The organism is Streptomyces sp. NPDC054883 (assembly GCF_053610645.1).
Genome location: NZ_JBSGYT010000023.1, coordinates 62433 through 82410, shown reverse-complemented (window position 1 = coordinate 82410; position 19978 = coordinate 62433). Strand labels below are relative to the sequence as shown.

General features: G+C 72.6%; 18 protein-coding genes. 8 read left to right on the top strand and 10 right to left on the bottom strand.

All coding sequences use genetic code 11. From position 1 onward, the window contains the following. Positions 1-12: 12 nt before the first annotated feature. Positions 13-1785 (bottom strand): arginine--tRNA ligase, encoded by a 1773-nt coding sequence (argS, locus tag ACWGH1_RS18800; protein ID WP_453354982.1) that lies wholly within the window; start codon positions 1783-1785, stop codon positions 13-15. 181 nt (positions 1786-1966) lie between these two features. On the opposite strand from argS, the gene lysS reads away from it, so the two are divergent. After that, a complete protein-coding gene (gene lysS / locus ACWGH1_RS18795) occupies positions 1967-3691 on the top strand; it encodes a lysine--tRNA ligase (protein ID WP_453354983.1) in 1725 nt (574 codons plus the stop codon). A gap of 91 nt (positions 3692-3782) precedes the next feature. On the opposite strand, the gene ACWGH1_RS18790 is transcribed toward lysS, so the two are convergent. The 3 genes from ACWGH1_RS18790 to ACWGH1_RS18780 all read right to left on the bottom strand — a co-directional run bounded on the left by ACWGH1_RS18790 (position 3783) and on the right by ACWGH1_RS18780 (position 7079). Beyond that, positions 3783-5042: a DUF2637 domain-containing protein gene (locus ACWGH1_RS18790; protein WP_453353864.1), complete on the bottom strand. Its 1260-nt coding sequence runs from the start codon at positions 5040-5042 to the stop codon at positions 3783-3785. 131 nt (positions 5043-5173) lie between these two features. After that, on the bottom strand, positions 5174-6043 hold the full coding sequence (locus tag ACWGH1_RS18785) for a DUF3558 family protein (protein ID WP_453353863.1): 870 nt from the start codon (positions 6041-6043) through the stop codon (positions 5174-5176). Between the two features lie 193 nt (positions 6044-6236). After that, positions 6237-7079, bottom strand: coding sequence for a DUF3558 domain-containing protein (locus ACWGH1_RS18780; protein WP_453353862.1), 843 nt, complete (start codon positions 7077-7079; stop codon positions 6237-6239). Between the two features lie 194 nt (positions 7080-7273). On the opposite strand from ACWGH1_RS18780, the gene ACWGH1_RS18775 reads away from it, so the two are divergent. Continuing rightward, a complete protein-coding gene (locus ACWGH1_RS18775; RefSeq protein ID WP_453353861.1) occupies positions 7274-8473 on the top strand; it encodes an RtcB family protein in 1200 nt (399 codons plus the stop codon). A gap of 30 nt (positions 8474-8503) precedes the next feature. Here the strand turns inward: ACWGH1_RS18775 and ACWGH1_RS18770 are convergent, their stop codons facing one another. Further along, positions 8504-9277, bottom strand: a complete 774-nt coding sequence (locus ACWGH1_RS18770; protein WP_453353860.1) for a VOC family protein — start codon at positions 9275-9277, stop codon at positions 8504-8506. 169 nt (positions 9278-9446) lie between these two features. On the opposite strand from ACWGH1_RS18770, the gene ACWGH1_RS18765 reads away from it, so the two are divergent. Further along, complete coding sequence (locus tag ACWGH1_RS18765) at positions 9447-10073, top strand: TetR/AcrR family transcriptional regulator (protein ID WP_453353859.1); 627 nt, start codon at positions 9447-9449, stop codon at positions 10071-10073. A gap of 11 nt (positions 10074-10084) precedes the next feature. On the opposite strand, the gene ACWGH1_RS18760 is transcribed toward ACWGH1_RS18765, so the two are convergent. Beyond that, complete coding sequence (locus ACWGH1_RS18760; RefSeq protein WP_453353858.1) at positions 10085-10846, bottom strand: SDR family NAD(P)-dependent oxidoreductase; 762 nt, start codon at positions 10844-10846, stop codon at positions 10085-10087. 159 nt (positions 10847-11005) lie between these two features. Between ACWGH1_RS18760 and ACWGH1_RS18755 the strand changes: the two genes are divergently transcribed. Further along, positions 11006-11500 carry a hypothetical protein gene (locus ACWGH1_RS18755; protein ID WP_453353857.1) on the top strand — a complete coding sequence of 165 codons (495 nt, stop codon included), beginning with the start codon at positions 11006-11008 and terminating at the stop codon, positions 11498-11500. A gap of 15 nt (positions 11501-11515) precedes the next feature. On the opposite strand, the gene ACWGH1_RS18750 is transcribed toward ACWGH1_RS18755, so the two are convergent. The 3 genes from ACWGH1_RS18750 to ACWGH1_RS18740 all read right to left on the bottom strand — a co-directional run bounded on the left by ACWGH1_RS18750 (position 11516) and on the right by ACWGH1_RS18740 (position 14793). Continuing rightward, the gene (locus ACWGH1_RS18750) at positions 11516-13033 is read right to left on the bottom strand and encodes an FAD-dependent monooxygenase (RefSeq protein WP_453353856.1); all 1518 of its coding nucleotides are present in this window, start codon (positions 13031-13033) and stop codon (positions 11516-11518) included. 21 nt (positions 13034-13054) lie between these two features. After that, positions 13055-13867, bottom strand: coding sequence for a Mut7-C RNAse domain-containing protein (locus tag ACWGH1_RS18745; RefSeq protein ID WP_453353855.1), 813 nt, complete (start codon positions 13865-13867; stop codon positions 13055-13057). A 440-nt stretch (positions 13868-14307) separates the two neighbouring features. Then, positions 14308-14793 carry a carboxymuconolactone decarboxylase family protein gene (locus ACWGH1_RS18740; RefSeq protein WP_453355609.1) on the bottom strand — a complete coding sequence of 162 codons (486 nt, stop codon included), beginning with the start codon at positions 14791-14793 and terminating at the stop codon, positions 14308-14310. Between the two features lie 173 nt (positions 14794-14966). On the opposite strand from ACWGH1_RS18740, the gene ACWGH1_RS18735 reads away from it, so the two are divergent. Together ACWGH1_RS18735 and ACWGH1_RS18730 are read left to right on the top strand one after the other, a co-directional pair. Continuing rightward, on the top strand, positions 14967-15893 hold the full coding sequence (locus ACWGH1_RS18735) for an RNA polymerase sigma-70 factor (RefSeq protein WP_453355608.1): 927 nt from the start codon (positions 14967-14969) through the stop codon (positions 15891-15893). A 153-nt stretch (positions 15894-16046) separates the two neighbouring features. Beyond that, positions 16047-17147 carry a serine hydrolase domain-containing protein gene (locus ACWGH1_RS18730; RefSeq protein WP_453355607.1) on the top strand — a complete coding sequence of 367 codons (1101 nt, stop codon included), beginning with the start codon at positions 16047-16049 and terminating at the stop codon, positions 17145-17147. A gap of 9 nt (positions 17148-17156) precedes the next feature. Here the strand turns inward: ACWGH1_RS18730 and ACWGH1_RS18725 are convergent, their stop codons facing one another. Further along, positions 17157-17594 (bottom strand): hypothetical protein, encoded by a 438-nt coding sequence (locus ACWGH1_RS18725; RefSeq protein ID WP_136216611.1) that lies wholly within the window; start codon positions 17592-17594, stop codon positions 17157-17159. Positions 17595-17889: 295 nt separating this feature from the next. Here ACWGH1_RS18725 and hemL point away from each other — a divergent pair, with 295 nt between their 5' ends. Together hemL and ACWGH1_RS18715 are read left to right on the top strand one after the other, a co-directional pair. Further along, positions 17890-19212: a glutamate-1-semialdehyde 2,1-aminomutase gene (hemL, locus tag ACWGH1_RS18720; protein WP_453355606.1), complete on the top strand. Its 1323-nt coding sequence runs from the start codon at positions 17890-17892 to the stop codon at positions 19210-19212. Beyond that, positions 19209-19898 (top strand): histidine phosphatase family protein, encoded by a 690-nt coding sequence (locus tag ACWGH1_RS18715; protein WP_453355605.1) that lies wholly within the window; start codon positions 19209-19211, stop codon positions 19896-19898. Before hemL ends, ACWGH1_RS18715 begins: the two co-directional genes overlap by 4 nt. Positions 19899-19978: the final 80 nt, after the last annotated feature.

Genomic DNA, 19978 nt, shown 5'->3' with positions numbered 1-19978 from the left:
ACCTGAGGGCCGTCAGAGGCGCTCGGGCGTGCGGATGCCGAGGAGCGCCATGCCCTTGGAGAGGGTGCGGGCGGTCAGGTCGCAGAGGAAGAGGCGGTTCTCCATCTGCTCGGCGGTGTCGGCCTTGAGGACCGGGCACTGGTCGAAGAAGGTCGAGTAGAGCGTCGCGAGCTGGAAGAGGAACGCCGCGACCTTGTGCGGGGCGTACTCGGCGGCCGCGTCCGCGACGACCTCGCCGAACTGGTCGATGTGCAGGCCCAGCGCCCGCTCGGCCGGGGCCAGGGACAGCTCCGGGTGCGCGACGGGCCGGACCTCGCCCGCCTTGCGCAGGATCGAGCGGTTACGGGCGTACGCGTACTGGAGGTACACGGACGTGTCACCGGTCAGCGAGACCATCTGGTCGAGGTCGAACTTGTAGTCGCGGCCGGCGGAGGTGGAGAGGTCCGCGTACTTGACCGCGCCGATGCCGACGTACTGGCCGTTGGAGACGATCTCCTCCTCGGTCAGGCCGATCTTCTCGCTCTTCTCGCGCACGACGGCGGTCGCCCGCTCGACGGCCTCGTCCAGCAGGTCCACCAGGCGGACGGTCTCGCCCTCACGGGTCTTGAACGGCTTGCCGTCCTTGCCCAGGACGGTGCCGAAGGCGAGCTGGACGGCCTTGACCCCGTCGTTCAGCCAGCCGGCCCGGCGGGCCGTCTCGAAGACCATCTTGAAGTGCAGGGACTGGCGGGCGTCCACCACGTAGATGAGGGTGTCGGCCTTGAGGTCGCCCACGCGGTTGCGGATCGCGGAGAGGTCGGTCGCGGCGTAGCCGAAGCCGCCGTCCGACTTCTGGACGATGAGGGGCGTCGGGTTGCCGTCCGGGCCCTTGTACTCGTCGAAGAAGACGCACAGCGCGCCGTTGGAGCGCACGGCGACGCCCGAGTCCTCCAGCAGCTTGCAGGTCTCGGCGAGCATGTCGTTGTAGCCGGACTCGCCGACGACGTCCGGGTCCTGGATGTCCATGTCCAGCTTGTGGAAGACGGAGTAGAAGTAGATCTTGGACTCGTCCACGAACCGCTGCCACAGCGCGAGGGTCTGCGGGTCCCCGGCCTGGAGGTCCACGACCCGGGCGCGGGCCCGCGTCTTGAACTCCTCGTCGGAGTCGAAGAGGGCGCGCGAGGCCTTGTAGAGGCGGTTCAGGTTGGACATGGCCTCCTCGCCGGAGACCTCTTCGCCGCCGTCGGCCTTGTGGTCCAGCTCGTGCGGGTGCTCCAGGAGGTACTGGATGAGCATGCCGAACTGGGTGCCCCAGTCGCCGATGTGGTGGCGGCGGACCACCTTCTCGCCGGTGAACTCCAGGATCTCGACCATCGCGGCGCCGATCACGGCGGAGCGCAGGTGGCCGACGTGCATCTCCTTGGCGACGTTGGGCTGTGCGTAGTCGATCACCGTGGTGCCGGCGTTCGCGGCGTACGGCACGCCGAGGCGGTCGTCGGCGGCGCGGGCGGCCAGGGTCTCGATGATCGCCCGGTCGGTGATCGTGATGTTGAGGAAGCCGGGTCCGGAGACCTCGATCTCCTGGATGAGGTCACCGGTGGGGATCGCGCCGACCACGCCCGCCGCCAGCTCGCGCGGGTTGGCCTTGGCCTTCTTCGCGAGCGCCAGGATGCCGTTGGCCTGGAAGTCGGCCCGGTCGCTACGTCGCAGCAGCGGGTCCGCGGCACCGGCCTCCGGCAGCGCGGAGGCGAGGGCGTCCGCGACGCGCTGGTTGACGGACGAAGCGAGGGAAGGGACCGAGGCCATGAGCTGCCGTTCCTGTGAGGTCGCGCCCGGGGGCACGCTTGGAGGTGAACTTGGTTGTTCCGACAAAGCCCGAGTATCCCACGGGAGGCCCTGCGGTTTCCCGGGAGAAAAGCAACCCCGAAGCGGCCCGTTCCGTCTGGGAGAATGGCGTAAGCCAGCATTCGAGATAGAAGGACGTGTCGTGGCTCAGAGCAGCACCGAGACCGACTGGGTCTCCCGTTTCGCGGACGAGGTCATCGCCGAGGCGGAGCGCCGAGCACCCGGCAAACCTGTCGTCGTCGCGTCCGGACTCTCCCCGTCCGGCCCGATCCACCTGGGCAACCTGCGCGAGGTCATGACCCCGCACCTGGTCGCCGACGAGATCCGCCGCCGGGGCACCGAGGTCCGGCACGTCCTGTCCTGGGACGACTACGACCGCTACCGCAAGGTGCCGGCGGGCGTCGAGGGCGTGGACGAGAGCTGGGCGCAGCACATCGGCAAGCCGCTGACCGCCGTCCCGGCCCCGGCCGGGTCCGCGTACGGCAGCTGGGCCGAGCACTTCAAGGCGGCCATGGTCGAGTCGCTGGCCGAGCTGGGCGTCGAGTACGACCCGATCAGCCAGACCGAGCAGTACACCACCGGCGTCTACCGCGAGCAGGTGCTGTTCGCGATGAAGCACCGCGCGGACATCGACGCCGTACTCGACCAGTACCGCACGAAGCAGAAGCCGGGCAAGAAGCCGCAGCAGAAGCCGGTGGACGAGGCCGAGCTGGAGGCCGCCGAGGGTTCGGGCGCCGCCGCCGAGGACGACGGCAGCGCCGAAGGCGCGGAGTACTTCCCGTACAAGCCGTACTGCGGCCAGTGCGGCAAGGACTTCACCAAGGTCACCTCGTACGACGACGCGACCACGGAGCTGACCTACGTCTGCTCCGAGGACGGGTTCACCGAGACGGTCGCGCTCAGCGAGTTCAACCGCGGCAAGCTGGTCTGGAAGGTCGACTGGCCCATGCGCTGGGCCTACGAGGGCGTCATCTTCGAGCCCTCCGGCGTCGACCACTCCTCGCCCGGCTCGTCGTTCCAGGTCGGCGGGCAGATCGTGCACATCTTCGGCGGCGAGCAGCCGATCGGACCGATGTACGCGTTCGTCGGCATCAGCGGCATGGCCAAGATGTCGTCCAGCAAGGGCGGGGTCCCGACCCCGGCCGACGCGCTCAAGATCATGGAGCCGCAGCTGCTGCGCTGGCTGTACGCGCGCCGCCGCCCGAACCAGTCCTTCAAGATCGCCTTCGACCAGGAGATCCAGCGGCTGTACGACGAGTGGGACAAGCTGGAGGCCAAGGTCGCCGACGGCTCCGTACTGCCCGCCGACGCCGCCGCGCACACCCGCGCCGTGCGGACCGCCGCGGGCGAGCTGCCGCGCACCCCGCGCCCCATGCCGTACCGCACGCTCGCCTCGGTGGCCGACATCACCGCCGGGCACGACGAGCAGACGCTGCGCATCCTGTCCGACCTGGAGCCGGAGCGGCCGCTGGCCTCGCTGGACGAGGTCCGGCCGCGGCTGGACCGCGCCGAGAACTGGATCACCACCCAGGTCCCGGCCGACCAGCGCACCCTGGTGCGCGAGGAGCCGGACACCGAGCTGCTGGCCTCGCTGGACGACGAGGGCCGGGAGTCGCTGCGGCTGCTCCTGGAGGGGCTGGACTCGCACTGGTCGCTCGACGGGCTGACCACGCTGGTCTACGGCGTGCCGAAGGTGATGGCCGGGCTGGAGCCCGACGCCAAGCCGACGCCGGAGCTCAAGGTCGCGCAGCGCACGTTCTTCGCGCTGCTGTACCGGCTGCTGGTGACCCGGGAGACCGGGCCGCGGCTGCCCACGCTGCTGCTGGCGGTGGGGGCGGACCGGGTGCGCAAGCTGCTCGCCGCCTGAGCGGCCGCAGTACCGGTCCGCAGGACCTGAGAAGGGCCCGTACCCCTGGAACCGACCGGGGGTACGGGCCCTTCCGCCGTGGCCGGCCCGCCTACGCGATGTGCTCGTTCTCCAGGTCGCGCTGGTAGCGGAGCTTGAGCTCCGGCATCAGGCGGCGGATCATCGAGGCGCTGCGCGGGTGCACTATCCCGTGGCGGTCCGAGAGGTGTATGTCCACCTGCTCCGGGGTCGGGAACTGCGAGTGCTCGTCGAGGAAGGCGCGGAAGACCTCGTAGGCGGCCTCCGCGAACTTCACCTCGTCGATGTCCGGGTCCGGGGCGGTCTGCGGCCCGGGGGCCTGCTCCGGCTGGTCCGGGCCGGCCGGGGGCATGACCGGGGTCGGCTCCAGGCCCTCGACGTACTGGGGGTTGTAGCCGCCCTCGTACGCCGCCTGGGGGGCCAGGGGCGCGGCGAACCAGGCGCTGTTGTGGGCCGCGGGCATGGCGGTCGGCTCCACCGCGAAGGGCAGCTGCGCGGGGAGGGGGCCGGGGACCACGGGCTCGGTGGCGCCGGGCCGGGTGTCGGGGGCCGGGGCCTGCGGGGCGGGGGTTCCGGGCACCTCGGCCTGCGGCACGGCTTCCAGGGCCGGGGCCGCGGGCGCCGCTTCCGGCTCGGCCGGGGGCAGCAGCAGCGGCTCGATGCCGGCCGCGGCGAGACCCGTCGGGGCCGTGTGGGCGAGCGGCACGCCGATGCGGGCCAGGCGCAGCGGCATCAGCGCCTCGACGGGGGCCTTGCGGCGCCAGGCACGCCCGTAGCGGGCCTGGAGGCGGGCCTGGTAGATCAGCCGGTCCTGCTCCATGCCGACCGCCTGCTCGTACGAGCGCAGCTCCCACAGCTTCATCCGGCGCCACAGTTTGAACGTGGGGACGGGGGAGAGCAGCCAGCGGGTGATCCGGACGCCCTCCATGTGCCGGTCGGCGGTGATGTCGGCTATCCGGCCGACCGCGTGCCGGGCCGCTTCGACGGTGACCACGAACAGGATCGGGATCACGGCGTGCATGCCGACACCGAGCGGATCCGGCCAGGCGGCCGCGCCGTTGAACGCGATCGTCGCGGCGGTCAGCAGCCACGCCGTCTGGCGCAGCAGCGGGAAGGGTATGCGGATCCACGTCAGCAGCAGGTCGAGCGCCAGCAGCACGCAGATGCCGGCGTCGATGCCGATGGGGAACACCAGCGAGAAGTTGCCGAAACCCTTCTTCAAGGCCAGCGCGCGCACCGCGGAGTACGAACCCGCGAAACCGATGCCCGCGATGACCACGGCTCCGGCGACCACGACCCCGATGAGTATCCGGTGCGTACGAGTCAGCTGCATCGCGGCCACCCGTGATCCCCTCCCCTTCGACGTGCTACGAGCTGCTGCCGGGAGCTGTTACGAGCCCGGGCAGGCACAGAGTACGGGTGACTGGATGTCAGCCCTACCGCTGCCCCCGCCCCCGCCGTTTCCTACTGCTCCGCGGACTTCGAGGGCTCCGGGGACTTGGACTCCTGCGCCGACTGCGACGGCTGCGGGGCGCCGCCCTGGGGCGCGCCCTGTCCGGGGGCGGGCTGGCTCGCGGCGGGCTGTCCTGCGGGCTGGTTGGGGGCCGGCTGGCCGGTGCCGGCGGCCTCGACCGAGGCGGCCGTCTCCTTGGCGGCGGCGATGGCGTCCTGGAGCAGCTTGCCCTGGTCCGGGGCGGCCGCGCCCTCGTAGGCGGCGCCGTTGTAGTCGAGGGTGATCACGACGTTCTTGTCGCGCACGACGACGGTGGTGTTGAAGAAGTCCACGTCCTTCTTCACGCCGTAGGCGACGGACGTGCCCTGGTCGCCGATCCCGCCGGCCTGCTCCACCTTGACGTCGTGGGCGCCGTCGACCTTCTTCGCCGTCTCGACCTGCTTGTTGTACTGGTCCTCGGCGCGCTTGTTGCCGCTGCCGAGGGAGGCGTGGGAGTCGTAGCGGACCAGCGAGATCGACAGCCAGTGGTACTGCGAGCCCTTGAGCCCGTCCTCGTCGAGGCCGTTCCAGGAGCAGCTGGCACGGCTGGAGAGGTCGTTCGACTTCGTCGCCGTGCCGTTCTTGTCCTTCGCCTCGGGCACGAGGGCGTCGATGGTCTTCGTCTGCACCGCCTTGCAGGGCTCCGGCAGCGTGCTGAACGCCACCTTCTCCAGAGCGGGCGCCTTCTTCCCGCCCGGCTTGGAGGATGCGGAGGAATCGGACTTCTTGCCGTCCGAGCCCGAGGCCTTGCCCGAATCGGAGGAGCATCCGGCGACGGTGAGGATCACCGGGACGGCTGCGCAGGCGAGGACGCGGGTGAGGCGCGAGGCTGATCGGTGCATGGTTCCTTCAGTCGTTGGGGCCGTCTCACGGGGCCTGTTACGGCCTTCGTGCGGGCCTTGCTGCGGCCCTTGTGCGGCCCTTGGTGTCGGCGCGGTTCGGGCGCGGGACTCGAACAACGGTAGCCCGACCCGGCGCCCGGCTGCTGTGCGCGCCGTCACGCGGGCCGCGCACGCCCCCTGCCGGCGCGTGCGGTCAGTCGTTGAAGCGCTCGACGAGCGCCTGCGCCAACTGCCTCACCTTGTCCTGGGTTTCCGCGCTGGAAGGGGCGGCGCCCGGCTGGGCGGGCTGGACGCTGTACTCGATGGTGACGATGACGTTCGAAGTGCGGAACACCGTCCGCACGGTGCGCGACTGGGGGGCGGTGGTGCCGGCCGGGCTCAGTTTGTCCTCGATGTAGGCCTCGTTGCCGAGTCCCTCCAGGACGCGGGAGCCGAGCTCCGGCGCGGCGGTGGGGACGGGGCTGGGGCCGGCGCTGGTGCCCGGGCCGCCGCCCGGGTTCGGGGGCGCGCTGGAGGCGGCGGGCGCGGCGGGCGCGGCGGGCGTGGGAGGTGTCGCCGAAGCGCCGGGGAACGGCAGGTGCGCGTCGGTGAGGCGGCGTACGTACACCTGCCGTGCCTTGTCGTCGTCGCTCGCGGCGGCCCGGTCGTACGAGACCACGCGCTCGAAGCCGACGGACAGCAGCCGGGTCTCCGAGGGCGTCTGCGCGGTCCACCGGCAGCCGACGCGCCGGTCGGCGTCGTACGAGGCGTCCGCGGTCCCGGCGTAGAGCTGCTCGCGCTGCTCGCCGGTGAGGCTCTCGTCGGCCGGCAGCATGGCCCGCAGCCGCTTGGCGTCGACGGCCTTGCACGGTGCGGGCAGGTAGCGGTACTTCCCCGGCTGCGCGGGCGGGACGGTGCTGCCGCCGGCCTTCGCGTCGGTGGTGATCCCGGGCTTGCTCGTCTCGGTGCACCCGGTGAGGCCGGTGACCCCGGCCACGAGCGCGGTGAGCATCGCGACGCCTGGCAGGGCCCGCCGTCGTACTGCCTTGCGCTGCACGTCCCATGGCTCCCTTCGGCCGGCCGGCTGCCCGGCGGTCAGGAAAATTGCTTTGCCGTGGCTGGGGCACGGCTGGACACAATGTCTATCGCACACGCTGGTGCCGGCGCCGGTTCCTTGTCCGCTTTGGAGCCATGAGCGAGGCTTTTTGCGTATTCCGACTTTCCTGTGTTTAACGGGGTTTTGAGGCTGTTATGTCGTATGTAGAGGTGCCCGGGGTGAAAGTTCCGATCCGGATGTGGACCGATCCCGCGTCGGTCGAGGACCACGCGATGCAGCAGCTGCGCAACGTGGCGACGCTCCCGTGGATCAAGGGCCTGGCCGTCATGCCGGACGTCCACTACGGCAAGGGCGCCACGGTCGGTTCGGTGATCGCGATGAAGGACGCGGTCTGCCCGGCGGCGGTCGGCGTCGACATCGGCTGCGGCATGTCGGCGGTGAAGACCTCCCTCACGGCGAACGACCTCCCGGGCGACCTGTCGGTGCTGCGGTCGAAGATCGAGCGCGCGATCCCGGTGGGTGCGGGCCTGCACAAGGAGCCCGTGGACCCGGGGCGGCTGTACGGCTTCGGAGCGAAGGAGGCGGCCTACGACGACCTGTGGCAGCGGTTCGACTACCTCGCCGATTCGGTCAAATTCCGCCGGGAACGGGCTGCAAAGCAGGTCGGAACGCTGGGATCAGGGAATCACTTTGTCGAGTTCTGTCTCGATCAGTCCGGTTCGGTCTGGCTCATGCTGCACTCGGGTTCCCGCAACATCGGCAACGAGCTGGCGAACTTCCACATCGAGGTGGCCCGCGGGCTCTCCCACAACCAGGGTCTGGTCGACCGGGACCTGGCCGTGTTCCTGGCGGCGACCCCGGAGATGGAGGCGTACCGCAACGACCTCTTCTGGGCGCAGGAGTACGCGAAGTTCAACCGCGCCGTGATGATGAGCCTGTTCAAGGAGGTCGTCCGCAAGGAGTTCCGCAAGGCCAAGGTCTCCTTCGAGCAGGAGATCAGCTGCCACCACAACTACGTGGCGCAGGAGCGGTACGACGGGATGGACCTGCTGGTCACCCGGAAGGGCGCGATCCGTGCCGGCAGCGGTGACTTCGGGATCATCCCCGGCTCGATGGGGACGGGTTCGTACATCGTGAAGGGGCTCGGCAACGAGAAGTCCTTCAACTCCGCCTCGCACGGCGCCGGCCGGAAGATGAGCCGGACGGCGGCCAAGAAGCGCTTCTCGGCCCGGGACCTCGCGGAGCAGACCAAGGGCGTGGAGTGCCGCAAGGACTCCGGCGTCGTGGACGAGATCCCGGGCGCGTACAAGTCGATCGAGCAGGTCATCGACCAGCAGACCGACCTGGTCGAGGTGGTGGCCAAGCTCAAGCAGGTCATCTGCGTCAAGGGCTGAGAAGGCGCTCCGGCGCTCCGGCGCGCGGGGTCAGCGGGCCCAGGGGAGGGCGCGGGTGCCCGGGGTGCCGGGTACGGAGACCGCCGCGTCCGAGCGCATCGCGACGTGGGCCTCGGCCGGCTGGGGGGCGTGGACCCGGCGCAGGGTGTGCGGCGGGAGGATGAGCGTCTGGCCGGCCGTGACCTTTTCGGTGCGGCCGGCAGAGGTGACTTCGAGGGCGCCGGCGGTCACCGTCCAGACCTGCTCGCGGGTGACGGAGTGCTGGGGGCCGCTCTGGCCGCCCGCCATCGAGACGGTCCACGTGCTGAGTTCCGTGCTGCCGCGGCTGGGGCCCGCCAGGGCGGTCATGCGGGCGTTCGGTGTTTCGGTGACGTTCTCGGCGGTGGGCGTGATCACGTACGGGGCGGACGCCGGCGGCTGCGGGGCGGCCCATTCGACGAGCTGGACGACGATGCCGTTCGGGTCGGTCAGCTGGAACAGGCGCTCGCCCCAGGGCTCCTCGCGCAGCGGCATGGTGATGGGCGCACCCGCGTCGCGCAGGCGCCGCTCCTCGGCCTCGATGCCGGTGACGGTGAGGGCCAGGATCAGGCCGGAGGCCTGCCGGTCGCGCTGCTCGGGCGGGAGCACCTCGTTGCCGCGGCGGAGCAGGACGACGTCGGCCGCGGCGTCGTCCTCGGGGCGGGCCAGGGACGCGAAGCCGTCGGCGGCCGTGGCGACCTGGTAGCCGAGGTGGGCGCAGAGGAACTCCCGCGAGGCGTCGACGTCGGCGACGGTGAGGGACAGGGTGGTGGTCGTGACGCGCATGGCGACTCCTTCGGCTACTGGTCGGCGGCGCGCCGGCCGGACGTGTTTCCTGCCCGTGCCACGGCGCCTGGCGGGCCGTGCGCTGGGGGTAAATTTACGACGAGGGTAAATTTAGGCGGAGAGGCCGTCATTGGCAAGAGGATTTTTACGCCGAGGGTAAGATTTGCTCATGCGTGCTGACGGAACGGGGCTCCGTGAGTCCAAGAAGCAGGAGACCAGGCAGCTGATCTCGGACCGCGCCACCAGGCTCTTCATCGAGCAGGGCTTCGAGCGGACCACGGTCGCGGAGATCGCCGCGGCGGCGCGCGTCGCCAAGAAGACGGTCACCAACTACTTCCCCCGCAAAGAGGACCTGGCCCTCGACCACCACGAGGTGTTCACCCAGGGGCTGGCCCGCAGCGTCGCCGGGTGCGCTCCCGGCGAGGCGCCGCTCAGCGCGGTGGGACGGGCCTTTCGCGCCGCGCTCCTGGAGCACAGCCAGGTCGTCGGGTTCACCGGTCCCGCGTTCGCCCGCATGGTCGCCGACAGCCCCACCCTCAGCGCCCGGCTGCGCGAACTGCACGACCAGCGCGAGGAGGCCCTCGCCACGGCGCTGGCCGGCCTGACCCCGGAGGCGGCCCCGGCCATCGCGCCCAGGGCCGCGGCCGCCCTGATCGCGGCGGCGGACCGCCTCCTGTTCCGCCGCATCCAGGAACTCACCCTCGCCGGGCACACCGACGACGGGATCGAGGCGACGCTGATCCCCGAGACGGACCACGTCTTCGGGCTCCTCGTGGCCGCCCTCGGGAACCAGTGATGCGGCCGGGCTCAGAGTTCGCGGTGGACCTTCGTGTTCGAGGCCTGGGCGCGGGGGCGGACCACCAGGAGGTCGATGTTGACGTGGCTGGGGCGGGTCACCGCCCAGGTGATGGTGTCGGCCACGTCGTCGGCGGACAGGGGGTGCGCGACGCCCGCGTAGACCTTCTCGGCCTTCTCCGCGTCGCCCCGGAAGCGGGTCTTCGCGAACTCCTCCGTCTTGACCATGCCCGGGGCGATCTCGATGACGCGGACGGGCTGCCCGACGATCTCCAGGCGGAGCGTCTCGGCGAGGACGCGGGCGCCGTTCTTGGCGGCGACGTAGCCGGCGCCGCCCTCGTACGTCGAGTGCCCGGCGGTGGAGGACAGCACGACCACCGTGCCGTCGCCGGAGGCGACGAGGGCCGGCAGGAGGGCCTGGGTGACGTTGAGCGTGCCGATGACGTTGACCTCGTACATCGTGCGCCAGTCGGCCGGGTCGCCGGTGGCGACGGGCTCGGCCCCGATCGCCCCGCCGGCGTTGTTGACGAGCACGTCGCAGCGCTGGAGGGAGGCCGCGAAGGCGTCCACCGCGGCGCGGTCGGTGACGTCGAGGGCGTGGGCGGTGGCCTCGTGCCCGGCGGCGGCGAGCTCGGCGGCGAGGGCCTCGATGCGGTCCTTGCGGCGCGCGGTGAGGACGACGTGGTAGCCGGCCGCCGCGAGCTGCCGGGCGGTGGCCGCGCCGATGCCGCTGCTCGCGCCGGTGATGACGGCGGTCCGGGTGGCGGGGCTCATGGGCGTGCTCCTCGTTCGTCGTTCGTTCGTACGGGCGATTCCCGGCCAGCATAGGCGGATGGCACGGTGCCGCTGGTTGGCCGCCGTGAGGGGGTGCGGCACGCCCTCGTTCGTGTGATGGTCCGACCGGCGGCCGTCCGGGCGGTCTAGCGTCCGCGCGTGGAGGTGGTGGCGGTGCGCCGTGGTGCCGTACGGAGTGTGGTGGTGGCCGGCCTGCTGGTGCTGGGCGGTGCGGGGAGCGTGGGCGGTGCCGGGGCCCGGACGCCCGAGCCCGAGGCGGACGTCTCGTACCACGGCCGGGTCCTGCTGGACCGGGGGCGGCTGCGGGTGTGGCTGGTCCCCCACAACGAGGGGCCGAACGCGGTGGCCGACGCCACGCTGCGGGTACGGCTGTCGGCGGACCTCGGCGACCGGCAGGAGCTGGCCGAGGGCTGCGCGCGGGCGGGGCGGCGGGAGGTGGTCTGCGAGACCGGCCCGCTGCCCGCGCACGGGCAGGGGCGGCACATCGGGCTGCTGCTCGGGCTGCGGGAGCGGGTTCCGGAGGTGGTGGTGCGGGTCGACACCTGGTGGGACGGCGGCGCATCCGACCGCAACAGCGGCAACAACGAGCACGCGGTGCTCGCGCTGGACACCGGGGACGCGTACTCGTTCTGAGGCGGTTGCGGGTGGCTACTCCTCCTGCGGACGGACGGGCCGCTCCTTGTGCGGTGCGGGCTGCGGGAGGAGCCAGGACGCGACGGCGGCGGCGGTGGCCGGGTCGTCGGCCTGCGCGGAGCTCCAGGCGACGTAGCCGTCGGGGCGCACCAGGACGGCCGCCGTCCGCCGCCCGGTGGGCCAGTGGTGGTGGGCGAGCGGGCTTCCGGGCGGGGTGGGCCGGCCGGGAGGGGTGATGAGGACGAAGCTGCCGGTGCGCAGGGCCTCGTAGAGGCGCAGGCCGCCGGCGAGGGGCAGGTCGGGGGCGCGGCGGCCCGCGGCGGTGGGGCGGCGGGTGCCCGGCGGGGGCGGGTAGGCGATGCCGATGCCGGAGATCATGCCGAGGGCGCGTTCCCGGGCCGGGCGCAGCCGGGCGAGGAGCGCGGCGCCGAGGGCGCGGGCGGCGCGGCGGGCCGGGTCACTGACCATGGCGGTGCGGACGAGGGCGCCGCTCGCGCGCAGGACGAGGCGGCCGACGGGGTGGCGTTCGCGGTGGTAGCTGTCGAGGAGGGCCTCGGGGTCGGGGCTGTGGCCGCCGAGGGCGGCGGCGAGCTTCCAGGAGAGGTTCGCGGCGTCCTGGAGGCCGGTGTTCATGCCGAGGCCGCCGGCGGGGGAGTGCACGTGCGCGGCGTCCCCGGCGAGGAAGACGCGGCCGACGCGGTAGTGGGGGACCTGGCGCTCGTCGCTGTGGAAGCGGGACATCCAGCGGGGGTCGTGCATGCCGTAGTCGGTGCCGAGGGCGGCGCGGGCGATGGTGCGCAGCTCTTCCAGGCCGACGGGGTCGGTGTCGGCGGCGCGGCCGTGGCGGTGCCAGGCGATGGCGCGGTACCAGCCGTCGCCGAAGGGGACGACGAGGGCGAAGGCGTCGGCGCTGCCGTTGACGGCGAGGAAGTCCTCGGGGGGCTCGGTCAGCCGTACGTCGGCCAGGACCATGGAGCGGACGACGGCCCGGCCGGGAAAGGGGAGGCCGAGGGCCTGGCGGACGGTGGAGCGGACGCCGTCGGTGCCGACGACGTGGCGGGCGGTCTGCCGCACGGGGCCGGTGGGGGTGGTGACGTCGAGGGTGACGGTGTCGTCGTCCTGGTGGAGGCCGGTGACTTGCCAGTCATATCGGATGACCGCCCCTGTGGACAGCGCTCGGCGCTCCAGGAGTTTCTCTGTCTCATATTGGGGGGTGATCAGTACGAAGGGGTAGCGGGAGCGCAGCCGTTGAAGGGAGAGGGCCATGCCACCGAAGGGGCGTAAGCGGTCGATCCGTCGGCCGGTGGAGACGAGCTGGTCGGCGACGCCGCGCGCGTCGAGGAGTTCGAGGGTGCGGGCGTGGACGGCGAAGGCCCGGGTCAGATTGGCGGCGGTGCGGGGGCGCCGCTCGATGAGGGTGACGGAGAGGCCGGCGGCGGCGAGGTCGCCGGCGAGCAGGAGCCCGGTGGGGCCGGCGCCGACGACGGCGACGTCGACGACGGCGTTGGGGGTGTGGTCCTCAGCGGCAGTCATGCCTCGGCAGTCTGCCGCACGTCACGCGGCGGCGTCACCGTCGCCATGGCTCTTGCCGCTGCTGCTGGAGCTGCCGCCGGCGCTGCTGTTGCCGTCGCCGAACTCCGCCAGGGCGTCGGAGACGATCCGCTCCAGGCGGGCGTGGTGGGCGCCGCGCCAGTACACACGCTCGCAGTCGGTGCACTGGGCGAACACGTCGTAGGAGCGCTGCGTGCCGTGCTGGAGGCGGTCGCCCACGCTGACCTTGTCGGCCTCGCGGAGCGGTCCGTTGCAGGCGGTGCAGCGGGTCCAGGGCGCGAGGGGCGGGGCGAAGCGGCTGAGTACGTCGCGCAGTTGTTCGTCGGGATTGTCGCTGTAGACGTACGCCCCGGCGAAGATCTCCCGGCGGCGCAGCAGGCCGCGGTCGCGGGAGAGCAGGATGCGGTGCTCGGCGGCGGAGCGGGTGGCGAGGGCGGGGTCGCCGATGTCCTCGTTCTCGTAGGCGGCGTCGACACCGAGCAGGCGCAGGCGGCGGGCGAGCGTGCCGAGGTGGACGTCGAGGAGGAACCGGAGGGGGGTGGTGCCGTCGTCGCTGTGTTGCGGGATCCGCTGGGGGCGGTCGACGCCGAACACCTCGACCAGCTCGCCTGCTTGGGGCACGTACGAGACGGGCACTTCGTGGCCGTCGACGAGCAGCCGGCCGACCTCGGTGAGCGGGACGCCGGCGGACTCGACGACGTGCCCGAGGCTGGAGGCGCCGTCGGTCACGGTGGGAACCCGCTCGGCCCGCCGGCTGGGCGCGGCGAAGACGTGCAGTTCGGGTGCGAGGGTGAGCTGAATGCCGGGTCCGTTCACCCTGCCAGCATGCCATTGGCCTCCGGCGGTCCGGTGGGAATTTCGGGCCCCGCCCGCCGAAGCCTCCCGGCCCCGCCCGCCGAAGCCTCCCGGCCCCGCCCGCCTCCCCGCCCCGCCCGTCGGCTCGGCCCGCCCGCCCGCTGGTCCGGGCGGACCCCGCCCCCGCCCCCGCGCCGCCGGCGGTGAGGGGCTGGGGTTCCGCCCGGACCCGCGCCGCGCACGGTGGTGGGGGTGGCATTTTCAGCCTCGCCGGCGTTTGAGGCGCGGGGTGCGGGGCGGAGCCCCGCGAGGCCCGGGCGGAGCCCGGGGGCGCTTGCGCGGCGGCGCAGCGGCCGATCAGGCCACGGCCCCCGCCCGACCGGCGCCGGTGACCTGCCGGGACCGGCCGCGACCGCGACCGGCGTAGCGGCCGGCCGGGCCGCCCCGGCGCGGGGTGGTGGTCAGCCGAGGGCGGCGGCGAACGCGCCGGGGTCGTAGGAACCGCCCTGCTGGTGGACGATCACCGCGAGCCGGTTGGCGGCGTTGATCAGGGCGACCAGGCAGACCAGCGCGGCGGTCTCGTCGTCGTCGTAGTGCTTGCGCACCTCGGCCCAGGTCTCGTCGGACACGCCCTGGTGGACGTCGGCGAGCCGGGTGCCCTCTTCGGCGAGCGCCAGCGCCGCCCGCTCGGCGTCGGTGAACACGGTGGACTCGCGCCAGGCGGCGACCAGGTGGAGCCGGACCGCCGTCTCACCGGCGGCCGCGGCCTCCTTGGTGTGCATGTCGACGCACCAGCCGCAGCCGTTGATCTGGCTGGCGCGCAGCGACACCAGTTCCTGCGTGGACTTCGCCAGCGGCGACTGATGGGTCACCAGAGCGGTGTTGGCGAACCGCTTGGCGAACTTGAGCGCGATCTCGTTCTCGAACAGGTTGAACCGGGTTTCCATGACGTCGTCCTCACTCGTGGTGTTGCCGGGACGCACAAGAGATGCCGGCGGCCCGCTCCGTGTGACAGGTGCGGCCCTGTGACGAGCGCCACGACGCGGCGGTGTCACAGACTCCGGGGGAGCGGCGTCTTGTGCGCGTGTCAGCGTCGGAGCGAACGGGCGAGGAGCAGCCGGTGGAGAGCGGACAGCACAGCGAGTACGGCGGACCCGCGGGCGGCGCGGGCCCGGATCCCGCCACCGAGGCGTTCGTCGCCCACCGCAACCTGCTGTTCACCGTCGCCTACGAGCTGCTCGGCTCGGCCGCCGACGCGGAGGACGTCCTCCAGGAGACCTGGCTGCGGTGGGCCGGCGTCGACCTCGCCGCGGTGCGGGACCGGCGGGCGTACCTGGTCCGGATCACCACCCGCCAGGCGCTGAGCCGGCTGCGCGCGCTCGGCCGGCGCAAGGAGACGTACGTCGGCGAGTGGCTGCCCGAGCCGCTGCTGACCGCACCGGACGTCGCCGAGGACGTCGAGCTGGCCGACAGCGTCTCCATGGCGATGATGCTGGTGCTGGAAACGCTCGCGCCGACCGAGCGGGCGGTGTTCGTGCTGCGCGAGGTGTTCGACCTGGGGTACGACGAGATCGCCGACGCCGTCGGCAAGGGCCCGGCCGCGGTCCGCCAGATCGCCCACCGGGCGCGGGCACACGTCGCGGCGCGCCGGCCGCGCGGGGTGGTCTCCCCGACCGAGACCCGCGACGCGTTCGAGGCGTTCCGGCGTGCGGTCGAGACGGGTGACCTACAGGGCCTGCTCGACCTCCTCGCGCCGGAAGTGGTCCTCCTGGGCGACGGCGGCGGGATCAAGCAGGCCGTCCTGCGGCCCGTCGTGGGCGCCGACAAGGTGGCCCGGCTGCTGGCCGCCGGGCTGGGCAGGCTCACCGCGGCGGCGCTGCGGCCGGCCCACGTCAACGCGCACCCCGCGCTGGTCCTGCACATCGAAGGCGAACTCGACACCGTCCTGGCGCTGCGCATGGACGAGGGCCTGATCACCGGCCTCTACGCCGTGCGCAATCCCGAGAAACTGTCACACATGCGCCGGGCGACGGCCCTGCGCCGCTGACCCCGCGCAGGAGCCGAAGGACGTGGGGCGTACGGGGAGCACCCGCCCGGGGGACCCGGCGGACGGTCCGGCGCGGCGGCGGGCGGGCCGTGCCCGCGCTGGCCACGCTAAGTGCGGAGATCACCACCGCCCAGCACGACCCCGGAGGCAGAGATGACCCAGGCCGTACCGTTCACGACCGCCGAGACCCACGGGCTGCGCGACACGCTGGCCGAGACCGTCGCCGCCCGCGCCACCCCCGGCGGTGTCGTCGTCTGCGGTACGGCCACGGGGGAGCGGACCGTGATCTCCGCCGGGGTCGTCTCCCCGTACACCAACCCCAAGGCCCCGGACGAGAACACCGTCTACGACCTGGCCTCGCTGACGAAGGTGACCGCCACCTGGCCGCTCGTGGGCCGGGCCGTCGCGGACGGGCTGCTCGACCTCGACACCCCGGTACGGGCGTACCTGCCGCCGATGGAGGGCCACATGCCCAGCGGCGAAGCCACCATTCGCCAGCTGCTGTCGCACACCTCCGGTCTCCAGGCCGCCACCCGCCTCGACCTGTACGACCTCACCTCGCGGCCCCTGCACGAGCTGATCTGCCGCGAGCTGATGGAGAACCTGCCCGGCACCCACCGCTACATCAACCGCGGCTACATCCTGCTCGGCCTGGCCCTCGCCCATGTCGGCGGCGAGCCGCTGGACCGCCAGGCCGCGGCCTTCTGGGCCGAGCTGGCCATGGGCCGCACCAGCTACGGTCCGGTCCCCCAGGCGCCCGACGTCGCGCCGACCGAGCACCCCGACGGCCACGACCGCCTCTGGGGCTGGGTGCACGACGAGAACGCGGCGACGATGGGCGGGGTGGCCGGCCACGCCGGGGTGTTCGCGCCCGCCGCCGACCTCGCCACCTACGCCGAGCACCTGCTGGGCGGCCATTCGCGCCCCAGCCACCCGAGCCCCGCCCACCCGGACCCCGCCCACGCGGACCCCGCCACCGGGGATCCCGCCGACGCGAGCCCGCTCTGCCGGTGGCTGCGCGAGAGCCTCGCCCCGCAGGCCGAGATCGAGCCGGGCCTCTACCGGGGCCTGGGCTGGGTCCTCGCCGCCGGCGGAACGGTGGCCTACCACCACGGCTTCACCGGAACGAGCCTCTACCTCGCCCCCGCCACCGGCCGCTACGTGGTCATCGCCACCAACGCCGTCCACAACGGCGCCCCCCGCATCCGACTGGCCCCGCTGCGCGAACGCGCCCTCAAGACCCTGACCGGGTGAGGCCGCGCCTCACGGCCAGACGAGGCAGTACGCCTGGTGGCCCGCCTCGTGGAGGCGGTGGGAGAAGTCCTGCCATTCGTGCAGGAGCTGGTAGACGTTGAACGCGTCACTCGGACCGCCGCGGTCCGGGACCGTGGACCAGATGAAGGCAGCCGCGCCGACCGACTCCTCGCCGACGCCGCGCAGCGGGTCCACCACCGTCATCGGCAGCTTGACCACCGCGTAGTCGGGGTGCAGGACGACCAGTTCCAGCGGGGGCACCTTGTGCAGGGGTATGCCCTCGATGCCGGTCAGGACCATGGCCGCCATCGTCTCGGGCTTGATCTTGGTGAACAGGCCGCCCATGCCCAGCTCGTCGCCGCCGAGTTCCTCGGGCCGCATGGTGACGGGCACGCGCGCCGCCGTGGCGCCGTCCGGGGCGCCGAAGTACTTGTACGTCACCCCCATGCCGCGGCCCTTGGGCAGGTCGTCCGGCGGCCGGACGGGTTCGGGTACCGCATCGGCGGCCTCGGTGCCGCGCCGCCGGTGCTTGCCGCGACGGCGGGCATCACGGGCGCGCTGCGGGTCCAGGCCGTCCGTACCCTCGCCCGGTCCACCACCGCGTTGCATATCTCCACCCGACTGGTATTACCTGCCCCGGCCCCGTGGCCCCCGCCACGCAGCCTGATCATCATGGCAGTGACCTCCCCCGGGGCGGCGCGGTGAAACGCCCGTCCGCAAGTCCGTCGCGGCCTCTGAGACCATGGCTGGTGTGAGCTACCCGTATCCGTATGAAGCCCCAGTCTCGCAGAACCTGTTTGCGCGCGCGTCCGTAGTGACGCCCGGCGGCGTGAACTCTCCCGTGCGCGCGTTCCGCGCCGTGGGGGGTACGCCCAGGTTCATGGTGTCTGGTACCGGTCCGTATCTGACCGATGCCGATGGCCGCGAGTACGTCGACCTGGTCTGCTCGTGGGGGCCGATGATCCTCGGCCATTCCCACCCCGCCGTGATCGAGGCGGTCCAGGCCGCCGTCGCCCGCGGCACGTCCTTCGGTACGCCGGGCGAGGGCGAGGTCGCGCTCGCCGAGGAGATCGTCGCGCGCATCGAACCCGTCGAGCAGGTGCGTCTGGTGTCGTCCGGCACCGAGGCGACCATGTCGGCGATCCGGCTGGCCCGCGGTTTCACCGGCCGCGCCAAGGTCGTCAAGTTCGCCGGCTGCTACCACGGGCACGTCGACGCGCTGCTGGCCTCCGCCGGTTCCGGGCTGGCGACCTTCGCGCTCCCCGACACCCCGGGCGTCACGGGCGCTCAGGCCGGCGACACGATCGTGCTCCCCTACAACGACCTGGAGGCGGTCCGGGCGGCGTTCGCCGCGCACCCCGGCGAGATCGCCTGTGTGATCACGGAGGCCGCGCCCGGCAACATGGGCGTGGTCACCCCCGGCGAGGGCTTCAACCAGGGCCTGGCCGACCTGTGCCGGGAGAACGGCGCCCTGTACATCTCCGACGAGGTGATGACGGGGTTCCGCACCTCCCGCGCCGGCTGGTACGGCGTCGACGGGGTCAAGCCGGACCTGATGACCTTCGGCAAGGTCATGGGCGGCGGTTTCCCGGCCGCGGCGTTCGGCGGCCGCGCCGACGTGATGGGCCACCTGGCCCCGGCCGGCCCGGTCTACCAGGCGGGCACGCTCTCCGGTAACCCGGTCGCCACCGCCGCCGGCCTCGCGCAGCTGCGGCTGCTGGACGAGGCGGCGTACGAGAAGGTCGACGCGGTGTCGCGGCAGATCCAGGGGCTGGTCACCGAGGCGCTTGCCAAGGAGGGCGTCGCGCACCGGCTGCAGACCGCCTCCAACATGTTCTCGGTGTTCTTCACCGAGGACGAGGTGAAGAACTACGACGACGCGAAGAAGCAGGACGCCTTCCGCTTCAACGGCTTCTTCCACTCGATGCTGGCGCAGGGCGTCTACCTGCCGCCGTCGGCGTTCGAGTCGTGGTTCGTGTCGACCGCCCACGACGAGCAGGCCGTCGAGCGCATCGCCGCCGCCCTGCCCGCCGCCGCCCGCGCCGCCGCGGAGGCCACCGTATGAGCAGCAGCACACCGGGCGAGATCACCGTCGTCCACCTGATGCGGCACGGCGAGGTGCACAACCCGGACGGCGTGCTCTACGGCCGCCGGTCCGGTTACCACCTCTCCGACCTGGGCCGGCAGATGGCCGAGCGGGTCGCGGAGCACCTGCAGTCGCGCGACATCACCTACGTCGTGTCCTCCCCGCTGGAGCGGGCGCAGGAGACGGCCGCGCCGGTCGCGAAGGCGCACGGCCTGGACGTGGCGAGCGACGCGCGGCTGCTGGAGGCGGAGAACGTCTTCGAGGGCAAGACGTTCGGCGTCGGTGACGGGGCGCTGCGCAAGCCGGCGAACTGGAAGCACCTGACGAACCCGTTCAGGCCGTCCTGGGGCGAGCCGTACGTCGAGCAGGTCGTGCGGATGATGAGCGCGCTGGAGGCGGCGCGCGACGCGGCGCGCGGGCACGAGGCGGTGGCGGTGAGCCACCAGCTGCCGATCTGGATCGTGCGCAGCTTCGCGGAGAAGCGGCGGCTGTGGCACGACCCGCGCCGCCGTCAGTGCACGCTCGCGTCGCTGACCTCGTTCACGTTCCAGGGCGATGCGCTGGTGTCGGTGGGCTACAGCGAGCCGGCCCGGGACCTGGTCCCGGCGCACCTGCTGGCGGGGGCCAAGCCGGTGAAGGGGAAGTCGAAGGCCTTCGGCGCGTAGGCCCCGGCCGGGCGGTACGGGGCTGCGGGCCCCGGCCGCCCGGCACCGTCCCGGACCCGCGCCTCCCGCCACCGCGGGCC

Coding starts and splice junctions, on each gene's coding strand:
- ACWGH1_RS18785 (WP_453353863.1), bottom strand. CDS start 6,043: ATGCACCGATCAGCCTCGCGCCTCACCCGCGTCCTCGCCTGCGCAGCC.
- argS (WP_453354982.1), bottom strand. CDS start 1,785: ATGGCCTCGGTCCCTTCCCTCGCTTCGTCCGTCAACCAGCGCGTCGCG.
- ACWGH1_RS18770 (WP_453353860.1), bottom strand. CDS start 9,277: ATGCGCGTCACGACCACCACCCTGTCCCTCACCGTCGCCGACGTCGAC.
- ACWGH1_RS18765 (WP_453353859.1), top strand. CDS start 9,447: ATGCGTGCTGACGGAACGGGGCTCCGTGAGTCCAAGAAGCAGGAGACC.
- ACWGH1_RS18725 (WP_136216611.1), bottom strand. CDS start 17,594: ATGGGGGTGACGTACAAGTACTTCGGCGCCCCGGACGGCGCCACGGCG.
- ACWGH1_RS18750 (WP_453353856.1), bottom strand. CDS start 13,033: ATGACTGCCGCTGAGGACCACACCCCCAACGCCGTCGTCGACGTCGCC.
- ACWGH1_RS18790 (WP_453353864.1), bottom strand. CDS start 5,042: ATGCAGCTGACTCGTACGCACCGGATACTCATCGGGGTCGTGGTCGCC.
- ACWGH1_RS18715 (WP_453355605.1), top strand. CDS start 19,209: ATGAGCAGCAGCACACCGGGCGAGATCACCGTCGTCCACCTGATGCGG.
- ACWGH1_RS18775 (WP_453353861.1), top strand. CDS start 7,274: ATGTCGTATGTAGAGGTGCCCGGGGTGAAAGTTCCGATCCGGATGTGG.
- ACWGH1_RS18730 (WP_453355607.1), top strand. CDS start 16,047: ATGACCCAGGCCGTACCGTTCACGACCGCCGAGACCCACGGGCTGCGC.
- hemL (WP_453355606.1), top strand. CDS start 17,890: ATGGCTGGTGTGAGCTACCCGTATCCGTATGAAGCCCCAGTCTCGCAG.
- ACWGH1_RS18740 (WP_453355609.1), bottom strand. CDS start 14,793: ATGGAAACCCGGTTCAACCTGTTCGAGAACGAGATCGCGCTCAAGTTC.
- ACWGH1_RS18760 (WP_453353858.1), bottom strand. CDS start 10,846: ATGAGCCCCGCCACCCGGACCGCCGTCATCACCGGCGCGAGCAGCGGC.